The sequence below is a fragment of the Syntrophomonas curvata genome (assembly GCF_052976825.1).
Map to the genome: position 1 here is coordinate 2,978,634 of NZ_CM129641.1, position 18,881 is coordinate 2,997,514.

15 protein-coding genes are annotated in these 18,881 nt (G+C 48.1%); 2 read left to right on the forward strand and 13 right to left on the reverse strand.

The features are described from left to right. Position 1 precedes the first annotated feature (1 nt). The 3 genes from gcvPB to ACU70B_RS13715 form a co-directional block, all read right to left on the reverse strand. Complete coding sequence (gene gcvPB / locus ACU70B_RS13705) at positions 2 to 1,549, reverse strand: aminomethyl-transferring glycine dehydrogenase subunit GcvPB (protein ID WP_447184077.1); 1,548 nt, start codon at positions 1,547 to 1,549, stop codon at positions 2 to 4. Beyond that, positions 1,546 to 2,943, reverse strand: coding sequence for an aminomethyl-transferring glycine dehydrogenase subunit GcvPA (gene gcvPA / locus ACU70B_RS13710; RefSeq protein WP_447184078.1), 1,398 nt, complete (start codon positions 2,941 to 2,943; stop codon positions 1,546 to 1,548). The genes gcvPB and gcvPA overlap by 4 nt, the downstream gene beginning before the upstream one ends. Before the next feature lie 254 nt (positions 2,944 to 3,197). After that, positions 3,198 to 4,499: an acetyl-CoA hydrolase/transferase family protein gene (locus ACU70B_RS13715; RefSeq protein WP_447184079.1), complete on the reverse strand. Its 1,302-nt coding sequence runs from the start codon at positions 4,497 to 4,499 to the stop codon at positions 3,198 to 3,200. A 506-nt stretch (positions 4,500 to 5,005) separates the two neighbouring features. Here ACU70B_RS13715 and ACU70B_RS13720 point away from each other — a divergent pair. After that, on the forward strand, positions 5,006 to 6,478 hold the full coding sequence (locus ACU70B_RS13720) for a 4-hydroxyphenylacetate 3-hydroxylase family protein (RefSeq protein WP_447184080.1): 1,473 nt from the start codon (positions 5,006 to 5,008) through the stop codon (positions 6,476 to 6,478). A gap of 9 nt (positions 6,479 to 6,487) precedes the next feature. Continuing rightward, positions 6,488 to 6,793 carry a hypothetical protein gene (locus ACU70B_RS13725; protein ID WP_447184081.1) on the forward strand — a complete coding sequence of 102 codons (306 nt, stop codon included), beginning with the start codon at positions 6,488 to 6,490 and terminating at the stop codon, positions 6,791 to 6,793. Positions 6,794 to 7,073: 280 nt separating this feature from the next. Here ACU70B_RS13725 and amrS read toward each other — a convergent pair whose 3' ends face one another. The 10 genes from amrS to ACU70B_RS13775 form a co-directional block, all read right to left on the reverse strand. Further along, on the reverse strand, positions 7,074 to 8,063 hold the full coding sequence (gene amrS, locus ACU70B_RS13730) for an AmmeMemoRadiSam system radical SAM enzyme (RefSeq protein ID WP_447184082.1): 990 nt from the start codon (positions 8,061 to 8,063) through the stop codon (positions 7,074 to 7,076). A gap of 24 nt (positions 8,064 to 8,087) precedes the next feature. Beyond that, positions 8,088 to 9,482: an AmmeMemoRadiSam system protein A gene (amrA, locus tag ACU70B_RS13735; protein ID WP_447184083.1), complete on the reverse strand. Its 1,395-nt coding sequence runs from the start codon at positions 9,480 to 9,482 to the stop codon at positions 8,088 to 8,090. Positions 9,483 to 9,501: 19 nt separating this feature from the next. Beyond that, positions 9,502 to 10,251, reverse strand: a complete 750-nt coding sequence (locus ACU70B_RS13740) for an N-acetylmuramoyl-L-alanine amidase (RefSeq protein ID WP_447184084.1) — start codon at positions 10,249 to 10,251, stop codon at positions 9,502 to 9,504. A 109-nt stretch (positions 10,252 to 10,360) separates the two neighbouring features. After that, positions 10,361 to 10,753 (reverse strand): 30S ribosomal protein S9, encoded by a 393-nt coding sequence (gene rpsI / locus ACU70B_RS13745; RefSeq protein WP_447184085.1) that lies wholly within the window; start codon positions 10,751 to 10,753, stop codon positions 10,361 to 10,363. An 11-nt stretch (positions 10,754 to 10,764) separates the two neighbouring features. After that, positions 10,765 to 11,187 carry a 50S ribosomal protein L13 gene (gene rplM, locus ACU70B_RS13750; protein WP_447185787.1) on the reverse strand — a complete coding sequence of 141 codons (423 nt, stop codon included), beginning with the start codon at positions 11,185 to 11,187 and terminating at the stop codon, positions 10,765 to 10,767. A 187-nt stretch (positions 11,188 to 11,374) separates the two neighbouring features. Then, entirely contained in the window at positions 11,375 to 12,118 is a 744-nt protein-coding gene (gene truA / locus ACU70B_RS13755; RefSeq protein ID WP_447184086.1) for a tRNA pseudouridine(38-40) synthase TruA, read from the reverse strand. Positions 12,119 to 12,315: 197 nt separating this feature from the next. Continuing rightward, on the reverse strand, positions 12,316 to 14,157 hold the full coding sequence (locus ACU70B_RS13760) for an acyl-CoA dehydrogenase (protein ID WP_447184087.1): 1,842 nt from the start codon (positions 14,155 to 14,157) through the stop codon (positions 12,316 to 12,318). Between the two features lie 204 nt (positions 14,158 to 14,361). Continuing rightward, positions 14,362 to 15,594, reverse strand: coding sequence for a thiolase family protein (locus ACU70B_RS13765; protein ID WP_447184088.1), 1,233 nt, complete (start codon positions 15,592 to 15,594; stop codon positions 14,362 to 14,364). 156 nt (positions 15,595 to 15,750) lie between these two features. Beyond that, the gene (locus ACU70B_RS13770; protein WP_447184089.1) at positions 15,751 to 16,605 is read right to left on the reverse strand and encodes a 3-hydroxyacyl-CoA dehydrogenase family protein; all 855 of its coding nucleotides are present in this window, start codon (positions 16,603 to 16,605) and stop codon (positions 15,751 to 15,753) included. A 372-nt stretch (positions 16,606 to 16,977) separates the two neighbouring features. Then, complete coding sequence (locus ACU70B_RS13775; RefSeq protein ID WP_447184090.1) at positions 16,978 to 18,741, reverse strand: sigma-54 interaction domain-containing protein; 1,764 nt, start codon at positions 18,739 to 18,741, stop codon at positions 16,978 to 16,980. Positions 18,742 to 18,881 lie beyond the last annotated feature (140 nt).

The following is an 18,881-nucleotide window of genomic DNA, read 5'->3' on the forward strand; positions in this document are numbered from 1 at the left end:
ACTATCCTTTCTGCCGCTTCCCTTTAAATGCTCTCCAGGTCATTGCCCAGGTTTCAGGATTATCACATACCGAAACATCGACCTGCTCTATCGAGCTCCGGTGGGGAGCAGTTTTAACCAGGTTAGGATCTTCATAAGCTTCCTGCGATACTTTGGTGAAAACATCTACATATAAATCCAGATCCTCTTTAGAGAATGTTTCACTTGGTTCCAGGGTGAAAGGCTCGGGAATGATAATCGGATAATGACTGGTATGATAACTCTGCAAACCATAGTCCACAATCCGTCTTCTTACATCTTCGGTATTCACACCCGTATCTTCTTGCAGCTTCTCCCAGGAGAATCTTGTTTGCTCCAACCGGTTGCCACTATCAGGATAAGGTATCACCACACCTTTAATAGCAGCAATACGCTTGGTTAGATAGTTGTTGTTCAGGACAGCTATTTCCGCTACTCTTTTCAGTCCGTCGGCTCCCAGACTCATAATCCAGGCATATGATCTTAATACCACCTGAATGTTGCCTAAGAAACTTCTTACTTTTCCGATGGATTCGGGGCAATTATAGTCAATATGATACTTTTCACCGTCAAAGGTTATTGCCGGCAAGGGTAAAAATCGGGCTAGTTCTTCCTTAACCCCAACCGCACCGCAACCCGGTCCTATACAACCATGAGGTGAAGAAAAGGTTTTATGCAAATTGAAGTGGCACATATCAAACCCGGCATCTCGAGCACGGGCAATTCCAAGTATACCGTTGGCATTAGCCTGATCATAAGCACATAAACCCCCCGCTTCATGAACCAGGTCCACAAATTCCTGAATATGGGGGTTGAAAATACCGGTATCTTCAGGATTAGTAATCATAAGACCTGCAGTCCGTTCAGAAAGAGCAGACTTAAGCGCCTCAACACTCGGATAACCGTCTTCTTCCGGTAAAAGTTGTATGACCTTAAACCCGGCGGTATGAGGTGCTGCCGCATCAACCGGATGTGAAAAAGTGGTGGTAATAATTTCGTTTCTCTGTCCGGCCTGTCCGTTGGCTGCATGGTAAGCCCTGATTACGCAGGCATTAGTATAAATTGCCTGTGAGCCTCCGCCCGGTTGAAAGGAAAAATCATCCATACCGGATATTTCGCATAACAGATTATTAAGCTTATAAATTAATTCCAAAGTGCCTTGTACTGTATCCTCATCCTGATAGGGATGAATAGAGGTCATTTTAGGTGATCTGCAAAAACTTTCATTAATCTTGGGGCTGTATTTCATGGTGCAGGTGCCTTGGCTTACATCAGGAGTCAAATCCAAGCCCATAGTCATTTGAGATAGGCGCAGAAAATGTCTGACTACCCTGGGCTGTGATATTTCAGGTAATTCCGGCTTGGTCTTTCTCTGCAAAGAGTCGGGAATAGAAGCCAAAATATCCCCCGTCTCCTCACGTATAGCCTCCTCCACTGCCGGCAGAAGCATACCTCTTTCTCCAGGAGTACCAAGCTGCATTATAAATGGTTCATCCCACCTGGCAGAGTGATAATCCATATTTTTTCTCATTCCAACACCTCCTTTAAAGCCTTAACCAGATTCTCTACGTCATCTTTTGTGTGAATTTCAGTTACACAGTAAAGTGCACTTTGCCCCAGGTCAGGAAATTCCCGGCTCAGATCTTTGCCGCCGAATATGCCTCTATCAAGTAGCCCTTTATTAATTTCTGCCACTGATTTGCCGGTAGCGTCAAAATTAACTATAAACTCCTTAAAATGGGGAGAAGCCGATAGAGGAACATCTACTCCATCTATGTCTTTGATCTTTTTCATGGCGTAAGCACAACGCCTCATTATTCCTTCCCCTAATTCCTTCATACCTGCAGGGCCCATTAAGGAAAGATATACTGCGGCAGTGATAGCACAAAGCCATTGCGAAGTCCCTATAAAGTCCGGGGAAAGGTCTCTTCGCACATATGAAGTACGATCATGGGTACATTGCCCAAATCCCCATTCCTTCTCGGTTTTTCCGGCAACAATACTGATAAGCAGGGTGGGATACTCAGCTACAAAACGCTCTTCATCTCTGGTAGCAATAAAACCGCACACCCCGCCGCCGTAATTCATATGGTTGCCAAACGGTTGTGCATCTCCGCATACGATGTCAGCGCCATAGGATATAGGAGGGGCCATGATTCCAAGTGAACTTGGATCAACGCCCACCACGACCAGAGCACCGGCTGCATGAGCAATTTCTGCAATCTGCTTGCCCTGCGGCTCCATAAAACCAAGGAAGCCTGGATTCTCGAAATATACTGCTGCTGTATTTGAAGAAACCTTGTTTTTCAGGTCTTGCAGATCCATTAGACCGGTATCTGAATGGTGTTGGATCAGGTTAATCTGCAGTTTTTCATGGCAGAAATTGTGCATGTGCATTAGCCTCTCTGCACTAGTGGTACTTATCACCAGCGCTTCCGAGCGGCCGGTAATTCTGGCAGACATCATAAGAGCACTGCTGACTGCAGAACTCCAATCATAAGTCGGGGTACTGACCACTTCCATATCCAGCAGTTCACCCATCATGCTCTGATATTCAAACATAGCCTGCCATTTTCCAAAATCGGAATAAGTATCCCCCCAGTAAGCGGTTAAAAACTCGGCTCGATTATTAACTTCATCACATACTGAAGGAACATAATGCGGCCAGCAGCCCGCACCCAGAAAGCTGACATATTCCTCGCATGATTTGTTTTTGTCAAGAATTGATTGCACATGCTTCTTAAGTTCATATTCCGAAAGAAAAGGCTCCGGTAATTCTAATTTTCTATTCAGTTTTAATTGATGCGGAATAACTTTGTACAAATTTTCCGCCGCACTTTCGCTCACTTCTTGGAGCATATCCTGCTCGACTGCGGAAGCTGAATTTGGTATATAGGGATGTATAAAGCTTGGGTTTTTACTCATTCTTTGCCCTCCCTCTTTATAAGTTCTGATCCTTTCTAGCACTATTATCTACGCTGTTAAACTGCCCTATCCTCTTTTTAACAGATAATGCGCGGCCCAACGGACTTGACTAACACATGAGCTTGGCGCCGATGACCGGCAGCATTATCTTTTCTCCAGTACCAGCATTTCGTTTTTATTCGTATCGGCTACCACCTACCTTATTATTTGTATATTCCCAGACTGACATTACTGTAGTCGCCCCGGCTAAATGGCTAGAAAGAAAAATAAGTTCTATACGCATCATGTCTTATTTCAGCCCTGAAATCAGGATGCGCTATATTAATCAAAGCCTCCATCCTCTCTTTCACGGTTTTGGCTTTCATAGAAGCAATCCCATATTCAGTTACAATATAATCAGAATCGTGCCTGGAAGTGGTTACGGCCGAACCTCGGGCCAGGACCGAGACGATCCTGCTTACCTGTCCTTTTTGAGCGGTAGCCGGGAAGGCGATTATTGATTTTCCTCCCGGGGAACGGGCAGCGCCTCTGATGAAATCAACCTGTCCCCCCACACCACTGAATTGCATCGGTCCCAGGGTATCGGCGGCCACCTGCCCTAAAACATCTACTTCCAAAGCTGAATTTATAGCCGTCATACGGTAATTTTGGGCTACCACAAAGGGGTCATTGGTATAGTCTTCAGGATACAAAGCTATAGCGGCATTCTCATGCACCCAGTTATAAAGTTCGCGCGTACCCATAATAAAGTTGGATACCACTTTGCCGGAATGCAGCGTCTTCTTTTTTCCGTTAATAACTCCTTCCTCCACCAAGCCTCTGACTCCATCGGAAAATAATTCGGTATGCACGCCCAGATCATGCTTATCATGCAGGAAGCTCAGTATGGCATCAGGTATCGAGCCTATCCCCAGTTGCAGGGTAGCGCCATCCTCTATGAGTGAGGCGGCATTCATACCGATCTGTTCTTCCACTGGTCCGATCGTCGGGGGTTGAAGTACAATAAGAGGCTCTTCGGCAGGTACAAAATAATCCATTTCAGTAACATGTAAAAGGGTATCTCCATAAGTACGAGGCATCTCCGGATTTACCTGGGCAATTACTATCTTTGCGGCTCTGGCTGCCTGGATAGTGTAATCTATTGATATCCCCAGAGAGCAATAACCATGACTATCGGGCGGAGTCACCGTAACCATGGCAACGTCAAGCGGCACCTTGCCCGAAAGAAATAAATCGGGAATTTCCGATATAAAACAGGGGGTAAAGTCAGCCCGCCCTTCGGCTATGGCTTTTCTGGTCGGAGCGCTGCCAAACAACGAATTCAGCCTGAAATGCCCTTGCATTTCGGGCCCAACGTAAGATGAGTCTCCCATGGCAACTCTTTGAATTATTTCAACATCCTCCAGTTCATGCGCCCTTGCTACCAGCGCCCGGGTTAATACCTGAGGTTCCCCGCAGGCATGTCCCAATATTACCCGTTGCCCGGATTTAACACATTTTATTGCTTCTGAAGGTGTACAAATGCGTTCACTGTAATAACTTTGCCAATCAAGCACTGTTTCCTACTCCTTTCCATCGCTTATCAAACCACTATTCTGTATTTGCAAGTTACATGCCAATTTTTATAAACAAGCAAACCAGCAAAATAATGGTTTATAATAGATTTTGTTTATCGGAGCCAGCCGCCGGTTGAACCTTTTTAGAATCATAAAAATTTTTTAGGTCTCCGAAAATCTCTGCAAATCCGGCATTTCCTATCGTGAGATTCATTTTAGGTTCGCTATATGGCAATTGATTCGTATACGGTTCATGCGCTTGCTGGTTGCAATCTCATTTATTCCTTATCGGCAACTGCGAACTTAAGGTCTTCCAAACCTTAAATGGGATCTAACCACTTCCTTTTTGTTCCTAATTCTTAGCCTTGGATCATTGGGCAAAGTAAAACCTGGCAGCGGAAATACCGGGCATGGTATAAAAATTGCAGTATAAGATTCCGGAAACAGTCCAGCTGCGCAGTAAATTGATTCGAATAAGGATAAATGGAGAAAGGCGGGGTAAGAAAATGCCATTAAAAACGGCCCAGGAGTATATTGATAGTTTGCGGGAGAAAAAATTAAGCATTTATATGTTTGGCGAAAAAGTTGAAAACTTCGTTGCTCACCCCATAATAAGGCCGTCTGTAAACGCTGTGGCCATGACCTATAAACTGGCCGGAGAACCCGAGTATGAGGATTTAATGACAGCAACCTCAAATTTTACCGGAGAGAAGATCAACCGTTTTACTCATCTGCATCAGAATACCGACGATCTGATCAAAAAGGTCAAAATGCAGCGTCTGCTGGGGCAAAAAACCGGATGCTGCTTTCAGCGCTGTGTAGGCATGGATGCTTTTAACGCTGTTTTCAATACTACATTTGAGATTGATGCCAAATACGGGACTGAATATCATGAGCGTTTTAAAAACTTTTTAATATATGTTCAGCAAAATGATCTGGTTGTCGACGGATGCATGACTGACGCCCGTGGCGACAGGTCCAAGCCGCCGGGACAGCAGCCTGATCCCGATGCTTATCTGCATATTGTGGAGAAACGTGAAGACGGTATAGTAATACGGGGCTGCAAAATGCACCAGACCGGTATGATCAACTCCCACGAAATTCTGATCATGCCTAATAATTCATTGAAAGATGACGAACAGGAATGGGCGGTTTGCTGCGCGGTTCCCACCGATGCTCCCGGTATGATTTATGTATACGGCAGGCAGTCCTGCGATACCCGTAAGCTGGATGACAATAAAATTGATGTTGGCAACATTGATTTTGGCGGTCAGGAAGTTATGACCATATTTGATAACGTATTCGTACCTTGGGATAGGGTATTCATGAATGGCGAAACCGATTTTTCCACCATGCTGGTAGAACGCTTTGCCGGTTATCACCGCCAGAGTTACGGCGGCTGCAAGGTAGGCGTGGGCGATGTCCTGATCGGCGCTTGCAAAGCTATAACCGATTACAACGGCGCTTCTAAAGCCTCCCATGTGAAGGACAAACTGGTTGAGATGTGCCACCTTAACGAAACCTTGTATTCCTGCGGCATCGCCTGCTCCGCCGAAGGCCACAGAACTCCGGCCGGTAATTGTCTGATTGATTTGCTCCTGGCCAATATCTGCAAGCAGAACGTCACTCGCTTCCCCTATGAAATAGCCCGCTTGGGCCAGGACCTGGCCGGGGGCTTGCTGGTGACCATGCCTTCCGCGGCGGATTTTAATCATCCTGAAATCGGAGCCCTGGTCAAAAAATATGTGCGGGCCTCCGATGAAGGGAGCGCTGAGAAACGCCAGCGGGTACTTAGACTTATTGAGAATCTGACCATGGGGTGCGGTGCGGTCGGATATTTGACTGAATCCATGCATGGCGCAGGTTCGCCCCAGGCCCAAAGAATAATGATTACCCGGCTGGTTGACCTGGATTATCGTAAAGAGTTAGCTGAAAAGCTGTGCGGGGTTCAGGAAAACGCTGATATTGATTGGGAATAGTTGCTGTTTATGATAAAACCGATACTGCTTAAATACTGCGGAGGATGCAACCCGGTCATAAACCGTTCAAAAGTTGTTGATGAAATAAAGTACGGCTTACCTTCGGATATGATGTTAACTTGCAAAGAAGCTGCTGAAAAACCGGGACTGGGTATCATGATGTGCGGATGTAGCTCAGCCTGCTTGGATAGGGATGAAATACGGCAGCTTGCAGATGAGTGGATAATTGTAAGCGGAAGTAATGTTGATCTGTTTCCAATCGATACTGACGAGTTGTCCATTCATATTATCAAGAAAATAGTAGCTCAGATGTGACTCTAACCCATATGCGCTTCCGAATAAGTAGGAGAGGATGGCCCCCCCTCCATTCTCTCCTACAACCGTACCTGCCGCCTACCTTTTAAGTTGTATACTTCCCCTTATCCTTGATACTGGTAACATATCCAGGCAGGTATTCATATTCTGGACTATGGGTAAAATAATAGCGTGTGGATAGCCTGCCGGCATTGCTGGCGGCTTTCATATATAAGATGGGAAGAGCGCGCCCGCTCTTCCCAATTTTTTCTTAAGAGTTGCCGGAACCATTGGGAGCCGGTCAGATGACGATGTAATCGACCCGGCTACCGCAATACCGGCAGCAGCCGTCCTTTAAACCCTCCGTATTCACATCATAAACGGTACGGGAAATCAGCATACCCCCGCAATTCAGACAAAGGGTAAGGTTCTGTTCTCCCGGGATATTGCCCAGATAAACAAAATTTAGGTGTTCCCGGGCTGTTTCTCTAGCTGCCTGCAGGGTATGCAAGGGAGTAGGGGCCTGGTTGAATTTGTAAGCCGGGTGATAGCGGGACAGGTGTAATGGCATATCAGGGTTGATTGCAGCCAGCCAATGAGCCAGGTTGCTTATTTCTGTGGAATCATCGTTTTCTTCCGGTATGAGCAAGGTGGTTATCTCCACGTGGGTTGCGGCCGCTGCCTTTTCCACTGTTTCCAGCACTGCCGCCAGCCTTCCCCGGCAGTGGCGCCGGTAAAACTCATCATTAAATGCCTTTAAGTCTATGTTTACGGCATCCACCCAAGGCAGCATCTCCTCCAAAGGACGGGGGTCAATATAACCGTTGCTTACCAGAACCACCTTAAACCCGCGTTCCTTAAGTTTTGGGGCCGCTGCCCTGATATATTCATACCAGACGGAAGGTTCATTATAGGTAAAGGCTACTCCTACTGAGCCTTCAGGCTCTGCCTGGCGGGCTATATCCAGCAAGGCGGCTGTATCAAGATAGCTTGTTGGCGGAATTTCATGGGCCAGGGAGTAATTCTGGCAAAAGGCACAGGCCAGGTTACAACCGAAGGTACCGGCAGACAGTATTAGTTTGCCGGGATGAAAATGGAACAGAGGCTTTTTTTCAATCGGATCCAGAGCCAGGGAAGCGACTTCTCCGTAGTTTAAGCTAATCAGCTCCCCCTCCCGGTTTACCCTTACCCGGCACAGACCTTCCTGCCCTTCGTGCAAACTGCAATGATGAGGACACAAAAGGCATTTGACCCTGCGGTTTTCCCTTTTCTCATAAAATTGAGCTTCCATTTCCGGCATGTTATCACTGATTCATTATTTATACCTGGTTACCCGGAAGCGTTCGATTTTGTAATCCTCGGAAGGAGCTATACCGGCTTTGTTAAGGGCAATATAGACCTGCTCTTCCACGGTATCCACACCCTCCAGGTCGGGCAGCAGCAAGCCCCGGCGCCTGCCCTTGCTGACAATCACTCCGTATTTTACCGGATCCAGATCCTCTCTGCTGCAAGGCTCAGCCTCACCCAATACATCCACCGAGTAAATGATATCATCCAACTCCTCCGCCCCTACCGGTGGAAAACGCGGGTCACTGGTACCGGCGCTGATGGCATTGCGGGCTATTTCCTGAGCCAGATCACCATACACAGCTTCAGTAGTGCCGATACAGCCCCGAAGCTGCCCGTTTTTCTTCAGGGAAACGAAGGTACCGGCCCGCTGCTGACGCAGTACCTCCATTTCCTGAGGTATGGGAGGAATCTCCCGATATCTGGTATAGTTCTCCAGTATCATACGCGCCCATCGCACAGGAATGCTTTCATTGTCCCGGCTTTGGCTTATCTCTTCCCGTTTTTTCTGCTGCAGCTCTTCCAGCAGGCTCTTACCCTCCGCTTCAGGCAGGAAACCGGCAACTAAATAGCCCACCCCAAAGGGCCCCTCGTAACTAAAAACTTTCGGGGTAAAGCCCCGGCCATCTAAAGCCCCAAACATGATAACCAGAGAGCGGTAACCGCATTCACCGGCATTGCTGCGCAGTTCTTCGGAAATGTTGAGAAAAGCGGCAACATCACCCTGTTCCAAGCAGGTTTTCACTTCCGCATCAAAACGCTTGCCGTCCGGATGGTAATCATAAGGGCCTTCATCCTTGAGCCGGTGAGACATATCTCCGGAAGCGACTATGGCCACTCTGCGCCCCAGGGCGTCAGCCGCATCACGGATTATGGTTCCGAAGCGGTAGAGTTCCAGCAGGGATAGGAAAGCAACACTGATAGGGACTATATTAACCTCAACTAGACCCGCCTCCTCCAGGTAGTACCAAGGCACCAATACGCCATGATCCAGCCGGGGGTTGAGTTGGTTACGCAAAGCTGTATCCTGATCCAGCAGCACCATACTAATATCGGCCGAACCGGCGCGCAAGGCTATATTTTTTAGCAACGCTTTATCGTTCTTACAGCTCGTCCCCTGGTTATGATTGCCGAAATTGCTGAAATCCCCCTTGAGCTGGGAATCAGCCAGCGCCGAAATGGCATCGGCAAATACATTGCCATGGGGAGTTATAAAGATAACCGTCTCGGGACAGCTATCGGCCAATTCCCGGGCCATCTGCCGCATACCGGCAACGCTCCCGGCTACATCCTTGATGCGCTCCCCTCCGATTTCGGGAACCAGCAGGGGGGGGTGGGGAGACAGGGCGGCATAAGTAATCATCTGCTATCATCTCCTAACACTACGGTTTCTGTTCTTGGTCATGATCAGGCTTTTCCAGCTGTGACCGGGCAACCCCTGTGAAAATGGCATAAGCCAGCTTGGACTGATAGCTGCTGTCAGCCAGCAAAGCCGCTTCCCCGGGATTGGAAATAAATCCGGTTTCAATCAGTATGGCCGACATCCGGCTGTTGTTAAGCACATAATAGTTGCCGGGCGCCGCTTTACGTTTAGTATTCCCCAAAGCCCCGGCCAATTCCTCCTGAACTGCTGCCGCAACTGCTTTACTGGCATCGCATTTCGGTTTGTAAAAGGTCTGGGCACCGGTCCAGACGGTATTGGGAACGGCATTGGCATGAATACTGATATACAGGTCGGCCCCGGCCTGGTTGGCCTTGCGTACCCGCCTTTTCATATCTTCGCGCTTGTGCTGGCCGATGGTTCCGGTAAATTCGTCTCCGGATAAATCACTTTCATTTTCCCGCAGCATTATTACCATAGCCCCCGCCTGGCTCAGATAACCGGCCAGTTTTTTGCTGATCTGTAAAGTGATTTCGCTTTCTTTATATTTTCCTCGCACAGCGCCTTCATCCAGCCCCCCATGACCAGGATCGATGACAATTATCTTATTGGCTACTCCATAGGACAGTACCGCTTGCTCCGGCAGCGGGTCGGCCGGTGCCAACATAAACAGGAGAGCCAGGGCCAACACCCCGGTAACAGTCAATCTGGCCTTTCTCCTGGAGATTAAGAATACTTTGCCTTTAAACATTTCCTAACCCCTGCCTTGTTGTTTTCTATTTCTTATATATGCAGGGGAAGTATTAAATAAGAATCAAAAAAACCTCCCCGTACACGGGGAGGTTTTTATGCTCGTTTCCTTAACGCTTGGAGTATTGCGGGGCCTTTCTGGCTTTATGCAGACCGTATTTCTTTCTTTCCTTCATCCGCGGATCGCGGGTGAGGAAACCGCTTCTTCTTAACAGCGGTCTTGCATCCGGGTTAGCCACTACCAGCGCCCGGGCGATTCCCAACTGGATAGCGCCTGCCTGGCCGGTAACTCCGCCACCATGTACGCGGCAGATTACATCGAAACGACCCAGGGTATCACTAAGAACCAGAGGCTGCTGAACGATCAGGCGGCTGGTCTGATTGGGAAAGAAATCCTCAAAGTTTCTATTATTTATGATTATCTTGCCATCCCCGGGTACCAATCTAACCCTGGCAACGGCTTCCTTTCTTCTTCCGGTTCCCCAGTACTGTACCTTTGCCATGACGACCCTCCTTAACCTCTTAACTCGCGAACTACCGGCTGCTGTGCCTGATGGGGATGAGCGCTTCCCCGGTAAACCTTTAGCTTTTTCAGCATTTTGGCGCCCAAACGGTTATGGGGCAGCATACCTTTAACAGCCAGTTCAATTGCTTTTTCCGGCCTCTTCTGCAACAGCACCCGGTAAGTCATTTCCTTTAAACCGCCAGGATAACCGGAGTGATGTTGATATTTCTTCTGGTCAAGCTTATTGCCGGTGAGCTTGATTTTATCTGCATTAATAACAATAACGAAATCACCAGTGTCAACATGCGGCGTGTAGGTAGGTTTATGTTTTCCCCTCAAAATGGAGGCAACTTCAGAAGACAATCTGCCCAGGGTCTGATCCGCAGCATCGACAACATACCAGGTGCGGACTGTTTCCGCGGGCTTGGCCATATACGTTTTCACGTCTTTCCCTCCTGTATTCTTGACAAATCCGCTTCTTGTCCCTTATCCGGGCCTGTTAACGGGGCAGGAAACAGGCACAAATATAGAGACTGCCTTTTAATAATAGCGAAATCAACCTGCTCTTGTCAATAAAGGAATGCGGTTTTTTACACAATTTTCTTCAACCCATAGCACATTACGGCGACGGGTATTTCACCTCGACCAGGTAAAGTCCCTGCGGAGGAGCGGTAGGACCCGCCTGGCTGCGATCCCTGGCGTTTATGATTTCCTGCATAGCTGCCGGCGGGTAGGTTTTCCGCCCGACTTCCAGCAGGGTACCCGTTATAATCCTTACCATATTATATAGAAAGCCATCCGCCTCAATCTCCAGTTTAAGGTAGGATTGTTTTTCCAGCAGGCGGCAAACCTTGACGGTACGCTCAAAAGTCTTGACACTGGATCCGCTGGCACAGAAGGATTTGAAGTTATGCTGGCCCAGCAAGGGCCGGCAAGCCTCCTCCATAGCTGCCAGATCAAGGGGTTCGGTACAATAGAGAGCATAATTGCGGTTAAAAACCCGTCCCCGCTGCTGGCGATAAATAAGGTAATGATAGACTTTACTCAGCGCTTGAAAACGAGGATGAAAATCGGGAGCGCATTCCGCACTGGCAGCCACCTGGATATCGGGGGGGAGAAAACTGTTAAGGGCAAACTGCCACTTTTCACCGGGTACACTGGAATTGCTGTCAAAGGCAATAACCTGGCCCAGGGCATGAACCCCGGCATCAGTACGTCCAGCGCAGAGAACCGATATGCTTTCGCCGCTGACCCGCTTGATGGCAAGTTCCAGTTCGGCCTGCACCGTGTTGGCGTTGTCCTGGATCTGAAACCCATGATAGCGGCTTCCGTCATATTCTACCGTCATTCTGATTCTGGCCAAACAAATCCTCCTTTGAGGCTGGGGTTTCATCCCTAATAATTAATACCGCCTAAATCTCAGCGGTATTAATTATTATTGTATAATCATTTTGCCAGTTTTCATACTATTTTACCAGCCGCACCTGCTGCCAGCCCGGGATGCCGTAATCGGGCGGATTATCCGGCTTCTCATAGCCGCGCCGGATAATCCGGACATGCTTAGTAATCAAAAGCTTCCAGGGGAACATCCAGGGATGAGGTATCTCCATCGATAACAATTTCCGCTACATTCCATGCGTTGGGGACAACATTGCGGACATAGTATCTGGCTGCGGCTACTTTGCCGACATAGAAATTGTAGTCAAAATGCCCCGGGCCCACCTCTTTAGCCTTCCTGTCAGCCAGCAGGGCCTGATCCAGGATGCAGGTACCGGCATACAGTTGTGATGTGGCAGTAAGGATACGCCGTGAATAGAGAGGCATCATACTGATGTTTTTCTCAGCCAGATAGCCATTCATGGCCTGCAGCATCTTGCCGTAAGCAGCTAGGGCCTTGCCTATATTATTGAATTCCTTTTCAAAGCCAGCCGTATCCTTATTAGCTTCGTAGAAATCCTGCATCCCTTTCAGGAAATTCCTGAAGGGGACTCCTTTGCCCATGGTCATCTTGCGTCCGCAGAGATCCATGGACTGGATGAAGTTGGTGCCTTCCCAAATGGAGTAAATCTTGATATCGCGGGCTATCTGGGCTACCGGATATTCTTCACAGTAGCCATATCCGCCGTATGCCTGGATGGCTTCGCCGCAAATCCACCAGCCTTCATCAGTGGGATAAGCCTTGCAGAGCGGGGTGGTTACTTCGATTAAATCATTGGCCGCTTGTCTCTTTTCCGGATCGGGGTCGTTTTCGCGCACATCGAAGGCAAAATAGGTCTTGTACATCATGGCCCGTATGGCTTCAACGTGAGCCTTGCCCATCAGCAGCGTACGTCTGATATCTTCGTGGTTGATGATAGCTACCCGGCCTGCTTTGGGGTTGGTCATGAGCCGCCCCTGAATCCGGTCTTTGGAATAATCACGGGCATTATACATGGCATTGGCCATACAGGAGAGGGCCATGTGCCCGGTCTCCATCCGCGCCATGTTCATCATCTGGAACATCTGCGCCATGCCCTCGCCAACGCCTTCATTCTCCAGCGGGTTTTTGCCCAGCAGCCAGCCGCGGCATTCGTTGTTCTCGCCAAAAGCCAGGGCAGCGGTGCAGGAGCCATGCTGACCCAATTTATGCTCGGCCGCGGTAGTTTCAACGTCGTTGAGTTCACCCAGGCTGCCGTCATCATTCACCCAGTATTTAGGAACCACAAACAATGATATGCCGCTAGTCCCCAGTTTGGCCCCTTCCACCCGGGCCAGGTAGAGATGGATTATATTCTCGGTAAAATCATTATCGCCGCCGGTAATAAATATTTTGCTGCCTTTGATTTTAAAAATACGGGGATCATCGGTGGGATAAGCCTTGGATAAGATGTCTCCCACATCGGAACCGGCCGTAGGTTCGGTCAGGCACATGGTTCCGGACCAGGTTCCATCCATCATCCTGGGTAAAAACATGGCTTTTACTTTTTCATCGCCGAAGCTTTGAACCAAACCGGCTGCACCGCTGGTGAGAACGATATAAGGTGGGAAGGTGGGGTTGGCCGCGGCCAGCATCTCCCAGACCATGGCATGCAGGATATGAGGCAGTACCATGGCATCTTCCGATTCGTCGATATTGCTGGTGCCCCAGCCTTCTTCCTGCAGTTGATGGAAAAGCGGCCCAAAGGTCGGAGGCAAGGCGACCTTGCCGTTTTCAAATTTGACCGGGTTTTTCTCGCCATCGTCATTGGTAGGTTCTACTACTTCCTTGGCCATTTTGAGTATCGGAGCCAGCACCGATTTTACATCCTCTTTGGAATAATAATCGGCAAACCGGGGATAAGCGAAGATTTTTTCCGTGGGAAGCCATTCCTGGATAATAAACTCAAAATCACGAGTATTGAGATAGGCAAAATTACCACTCATAATTAAACCTCCCTTATGTCTTAAAAATCACTGCGAAGCTAGTACCTGCTGCTTCGAAGCTTCTATAGTCTATAGAGACCATCTATAAAGATCATTCTTGGCATTCATAAAGAAAAAGTGTCCGCCGGGAGATGGGTTAACATCTCCCGATCGGAATTAGATAAGATATAAAACATTTATGGGGGATTTCAATTTAGATGAAAACTAGATATCACGGGTCCAGAGGCTGGCCATGGCCGGTCCGCCGCCAACGCAGAGGGAAGCTCCGCCTACGGTGGCTCCGAGTCTTTCCAATTCATAGTAAAGACTGATAATAATACGCAGCCCGGTGCATCCTACGGGATGGCCCAGAGCGATTCCGGAACCGTTGTTGTTAATATTGCCGTCCTCTTCCACAGTACCGGTATTAAGCTCAATACCCTGTTCATCTTTTAACATTCTCTTGACCCCGATTACCTGAGCCGCAAAGGCCTCATTGATTTCCCAGTAGTTTACGTCATCAAAATTCATGCCTGCCTGATTGAGGCACTTGGGGACAGCTACTGCCGGTCCCAGACCCATTACTCTGGCTTCAACGCCTTCAGAGCAAATATTTATGAGTTTCATCAGGGGTTTCAGCCCTAATTCATCCGCCTTTTTACGGGTCATAAATACAGCCGCAGCCGATGCGTCGTTCAAGCCGGAAGCATTGGCCGCAGTTACTACCCCGCCCTTTTTGAATGCCGGCGGCAGTTTGCCCATAACTTCCAAATTGGCTCCCCGGATGGGGTGCTCATCGGCTTCGAATACTTTGACTCCCTTTTTGGTCTTGATTTCCACCGGTACGATTTCGCGTTTGAAGCGGCCCTCATCAGTTGCCCGGACAGCCCTGGTGTGACTGATCAACGCCACCTCATCGCATTCCTCCCGGGAAATGCCATACATTTCTGCAACGTTTTCAGCCGTTCCGCCCATATGGATGTTCCCTGCCAAACGGCAAACCAAGCCATCGGAGAGCATGGGATCCTGAAACTTCCCATCGCCCATACGATATCCCCAGCGGGCATTCTGTACCAGGTAGGGAATATTGCTCATACTTTCCGTTCCAACTACCAGGGCAATATCAGTCTTACCCAGCATCAGATTAGAGGTCGCTATTTCAACTGCACGCATGGAAGATGCGCAGTTCTGTTGCACCATGCAGGCTGACGACCGGGGCAGCATTCCTATATCCATGGCAATCTGCCTGGGAGGCAGAGAACCATTGCCATGATGCAGGCACAAGCCCATTACTAATTCATCCACCTGAGCCGCTTCCAGACCGGCACGCTTTATAGCCTCGGTAGCGGTAATGCTTGACAGTTCATTGGCTCTTACCGATGCCAGGCTTCCGCCATAGTCGCCGATCGGGGTCCTGCAGGCGCTGACCATTACCACTTCATTTATCTCTCTCGCCATAGTAAAATCCTCCCTTAAAATCATTTTCCATCTTAACCAGTCACTTAATAATAAGCAGCCTAACTTAGATATACGGGGGGGTAGTGAGGGAGCCCGTTCAGGCTGATCGGTCTTATGCCGCTCCTGCCCGGTTCTCCCCCAATACTGGCCGGCAATTTATTTATTGTAATCGTAGAAGCCCTTTCCGGTTTTAATCCCGAGCCAACCGGCCCGCACCAGTTGCTTCAGAGGAGGCGCGGGACGATATTTGGGGTCGCCGGTTTCAGTAAAGAGTGTGTTGCATACCGCCAGAGCAATATCCACCCCGACCAGGTCACAAAGCGTAAGCGGACCCATAGGCCAGCCCGCTCCCATCTTCATGGCATTATCAATATCTTCCACGCTGGCCAGGCCTTCATAAAGGATAAAAGCCGCTTCGTTCATTCCCGGCAGCAGAATCCGGTTGACTACGAAGCCCGGACCTTCTTTGACCTTGACCGGCTTTTTGCCAATGGCTTTGGACAGCTCCATAACGGCCTCCACCGTCTCTTCCGAGGTCTGAGCAGCAGGGATGACTTCAATCAGTTTCATAACATTAGCCGGGTTAAAGAAGTGCATGCCGATAATCTTGTCCGGTCTGTCAGTAATAGCAGCTATTTCGGTAATAGATAATGAAGAGGTGTTGGTCGCTATTATAATTTCCGGTTTTAAGAGCTTATCCAAACGGGTGTAAACGTCTTTCTTTATATCCATCCGTTCAAATACGCATTCAATTATGAAATCAGCCGCGGCTAAATCGTCGAAATTGCCGGTAGGTTTTAATCTGCTGACAACTGCATCTTTGGTGCCGGCCGGAGCCTTACCCTTTTCCTCAGCCTTGGCCAGGCTTTTGCCAATTACAGCTACCGCCTTTTGGCAGAATTCTTCTTTAATGTCATAGATAATGACTTCCTTGCCGGCCGCCGCCAATGCCCAAGCTATTCCCTGTCCCATAGTTCCGGCGCCAAGTAATCCAATCTTGTTAAATTCCATAAATTATAACCTCCCTTAAATGTATTAAAGTATCTAATCTTATAAATTATTTCCCCCCTAACACCCCCCTAAAGTATTGCAGGATCTGCCTGATAGCACTATAAATTGCAATCTTCATACCAATAAAAGCATGAACGCAAGCAGCCATGCCAAAGCCCTGGTTACCGTCTTTTTAGACATCATGGGACAAAATGCCATTATCAAAATAGGAGGGTTCGATTTAGAAGTAAAGATTTCGACAGGAATGAAATTCGATTGGAATATCTTCAAAGTGTGTTTTCCTAAAATAGGAGACCTATTAGCAAAAATTATCATAAATAGCTCATAAATGATATTAATAGACGCAGGGAGGTTTTCAGCCTCCCTGCACACTTAGCTCAGTCCGTATTTGCCTACCTTTCTATATAACGCTGACGTATAAATTCCCAGGAGCTTAGCCGCCTGAATTTTATTGCCATTGGTTTTGGCCAAAGCCTGGACAATCATCTCCTTTTCAACATTCTCAATGGTTTCAGGGAGGCTTTTCGGTTCTGCCAATACCGGTGCGATATCGACATAGACATGTTCCGCCAGTGAAGGGAAATGTTTAACTCCCAGGCATTTTTCCTGATTAATAAAAGCCAGATTAATGGCCCTCTCCAACAAGTTCTCCAGTTCGCGTACATTTCCGGGCCAGGAGTATTGCATCAATAAATCTATGGCCTGCTCTGATATGCTATAAACATTGGTTTCCAGGGTACGGTTTAATCTAAACATCAGGTTCTTAACCAGCATGGGCAGATCCGCCATTCTTCTTCTCAGCGGAGGTATATCGAGCCGCACCACATTGAGCCGATAATATAAATCTTCCCGGAATTTTTTTTCTTCTACCATCTGCTCCAGGTCCCGGTTGGTAGCCGCGATTACCCGGACATCTACCGGAATCGGGTTGGTCCCCCCTACCCGTTCCACCATCTTTTCCTGCAAGACTACCAGCAGTTTGGTTTGCATGGATAAAGGCATGTCGCCAATTTCGTCCAAAAAAATGGTTCCACCGCTGGCCAGTTCAAATTTTCCCGGTTTGCCACCCTTTCTGGCCCCGGTAAACGCACCTTCTTCATAACCGAAAAGCTCTGATTCCATCAGATTTTCAGGTAAAGCCACACAATTGATGCGGATAAAAGGCCCCATACTGCGGTTACTGGCGTTATGGACAGCCTGGGCGAACAACTCCTTGCCGGTGCCGCTTTCTCCGGTAATCAAGACGGTGGAGGTAGTGACCGATATCCGCTCGGCGATTGACCTGACCATGGCAAACGAACCGCTGTCTCCAATTAAATCGTCAAATTCCCATTTGGCATTATAAATACCGCAAATTTCATTCTTGTAGCTGTTCAGTTCCTTTTCCATCTCCTGCAATTTGTTGGCGAGAATCATAGCCCCGGACATATTAAGAAAAAGACTATAACCGATAGCCCCGATTATTTCCCCGTTTTTCCGGATCGGCACCCGGTTAACTATGGTATCATGCCCGTTTATTGGCCAAAAATCAGCCCTATCCGTCCGTCCCGTTTTCACAATCTGGGGAAGCTTGGAATTGGGTACTACGTCAAGAACATATTTCCCCATAGCAGCTTCTTTTTCTATTTCCAGAACATCCAGGGTGGTCTGGTTGATAGCCGTTATCAGACCTTTGTTATCGATTATAATATAGGCCAGATATGGGTTTTCCAACAGCCCATGCAGCAGAACATCAAATTCCTTTTCTCTTTCATGCAGTCGCTTCATCAGTACTTCCGCTCCAGACATGTCCAGAAAAAGGCTGTAGCCTATGGCCCCGATTACTTCTCCGTTTTTAACTACCGGAACCCGGTGGACTATACTATCATGTCCGTTTATCGGCCACAAGTCGGCGCGATCGGTGCGCCCGGTCGCTAGTATCTGCGGCAGTTCCGAGTTAGGTACCACGTCCAGTATATATTTTCCCAGGGCGTTTTCCTTGCCCAGGCACAGAATATCCAGTGCGGTCTTGTTAATAGCCGTTATCAGGCCTGCATTATCTACAATTATGTAGGCCAAGTTCGGGTTTTCCAGAAGTCCGTAGAGCAGGATATGAAATTCTTTTTCTCTTTGCTGTAAATGATCCCCCTCTGTCATAGCTTTATTGCCCCCTTAATAGTCGGATGATAAACTGCCTTTAGACCTCCCTGGTTATAATTATTTTATATATCTATTTTAATTGTACAATCCGTGTATGTTTCTATCAAGAATTCCATATTCATGTCGAATAGCCTTAT